Annotated in this window: 2 protein-coding genes and 1 pseudogene; 2 read left to right on the top strand and 1 reads right to left on the bottom strand. The window is 39.5% G+C overall.

Annotated features, from left to right (window positions below):
- Positions 1-184 (top strand): DUF2834 domain-containing protein (locus AAEU31_RS20230; protein WP_421968130.1); only part of this gene is annotated, 184 nt, incomplete at its 5' end.
- 258 nt (positions 185-442) lie between these two features.
- Here AAEU31_RS20230 and AAEU31_RS20225 read toward each other — a convergent pair.
- The gene (locus tag AAEU31_RS20225) at positions 443-1348 is read right to left on the bottom strand and encodes a LysR family transcriptional regulator (RefSeq protein WP_206769108.1); all 906 of its coding nucleotides are present in this window, start codon (positions 1346-1348) and stop codon (positions 443-445) included.
- Between the two features lie 105 nt (positions 1349-1453).
- On the opposite strand from AAEU31_RS20225, the pseudogene AAEU31_RS20220 reads away from it, so the two are divergent.
- Positions 1454-1946 (top strand): annotated as a pseudogene (locus AAEU31_RS20220) (acetyl-CoA carboxylase, carboxyltransferase subunit beta); the annotation flags it as partial.

The following is a 1946-nucleotide window of genomic DNA, read 5'->3' as shown; positions in this document are numbered from 1 at the left end:
TGCTTGGCTTGATGTCTTAGTTACGGCGATTGTTTTGTTAGGTTTTGTCATAGTAGATGGCCAAAGACATAAAGTGAAGTATCGATATTTTGCCGTGCTGGGAACTTTATTAATTGGAGTGTCGTTTGGGCTCCCAATGTATCTTTACTTCAAAGAAAAACAATCTCTTCAACCACAGCCCTAACTTCGAGTCAGTCGGATCTGAGTCGGAACATTTATTCCTATTTCCTAATATATTCGTTACACAGTGCAGAGCATAGTACTGAGTTTTAACAAACATTTTTTGCTATTAGTTGAAAGCTTGTACTCAATTCATCCCAATTTAGTGCATCCTCCATAGTACAACCCGCAGCCTCACTTTTGTACAAAGACTTGCTTAGCCAATCACCTTCTCTAAAAAGTGGTTCAGACAAATCTTTTTATTGACATCTTTCTTTACTTATCAGCCTCTATCTAAACTTGCTTGGTGCTTTAAATGATCAATAAACACCGAGACCTTTTTTGCCAAGTATTTTCTGGAAGAGTAAAAGGCATACAAAACCAAATCTTCAGGCTCATATTCCATTTTCACTACTTCCAGAGAGCCAGAATCTATCTCATTACGACAAGATTCGGTTGGCAGTATAGCAAAGCCCAGAGCTGCCAATGTGCCAGATTTAGCAAGATGCCCGCTATTTACCTTAAATGAAGACTGAACTTTTTGAGTAATAAGCTCACCTTTAGTATTTTTGAAAACCCAAGGTACTCCATTTAACGCAGTAAAAGTATTGATACACGGGACGTGCTTCAAGTCGGTAATCTGAAAAGGTCTAGGATAGGTCTTTAAGAGTTTTGGCGATGCCACAACAGTACTTGGCCAACGTTTTAACTCCTTAGCTACCCAATTATTATCTTCGAGCTTTCCTCGGTGAAAACTTAATATGATGTCAAACCCATCAAGTAAATCCTCTTTCGGGCTGATACTTGTATCGCAACATAGTGAAATTGAGGGATGCTTGGTACAAAAAGACACAACTGCTTGAGCTAAAGCAGGCGAGTCTGGCATTAAAACTCTAAGCTGCCCTATGACTTCATGAGAGTGCAGTTTCACTTCCTCAAGAGCATCATTAAGTTTGTCAAACAAAGGCTGTGTGCGTAAGTAGAGATGTTCTCCTGCATCTGTTGGAGCGATTCGGCGTGTGGTTCGGTTGAATAGTCGTATATCTAGTCTTTCTTCCAGCAAAGCAACATGACGACTGACATTTGATGTTGGCAAACTTAAAAATTCAGCAGCCCGTTTAAAACTGTTGTTCTCATAGACAGAGTGAAAACTTTTTAGCCACTGCTGGTCAATTTTATCAAGCACCATATTTTAATCCCATTTTATTGGATTATAAAAACAATAAAGCACACTTTATTACCAAAAATAGGTCTATACAATACTTATCACTAAGGTTATATGAAAAGGTTTCCGATGAGTTGGTTAGAAAAACTATTAGATAAGAAGAATATAATCAGTACACGTAAAGCTTCGATCCCAGAGGGAATTTGGACTAAATGCCCATCCTGTGATCAGATCTTATATCGCATTGCCCTCGAAGAAAATTTAGAGGTATGCCCAAAATGCGGTCATCATATGAGAATGTCGGCATGCCGCCGCTTAGACAGCTTTTTAGATAAAGGAGAGCGAATTGAGATTGCGAGTGAGCTTGAACCGAAGGACTTTCTGAATTTTAAAGATCTTAAACGCTACAAAGAACGCCTAGCTCTAGCCCAGAAAAGTACTGGAGAAAAAGATGCCTTAGTAGCAATGAAAGGAAAACTTATGGGCTTACCTGTTGTTACCTGCGCATTCGAGTTTTCTTTTATGGCAGGCTCGATGGGCTCAGTTGTAGGTGCACGTTTTGTTCAGGCAGTTGAAGCTGCTGTAGATGCAAATTGTGGATTAGTTTGCTTTTCAGCGAGTG

The organism is Pseudoalteromonas thalassia, from assembly GCF_049257215.1.
Taxonomy (GTDB): Bacteria; Pseudomonadota; Gammaproteobacteria; order Enterobacterales; family Alteromonadaceae; genus Pseudoalteromonas; species Pseudoalteromonas lipolytica_C.
The sequence above is the reverse complement of the archived record's forward strand: the minus strand, read 5'-3'. Positions and strand labels throughout refer to the sequence as shown.

Coding starts and splice junctions, on each gene's coding strand:
- AAEU31_RS20225 (WP_206769108.1), bottom strand. CDS start 1,348: ATGGTGCTTGATAAAATTGACCAGCAGTGGCTAAAAAGTTTTCACTCT.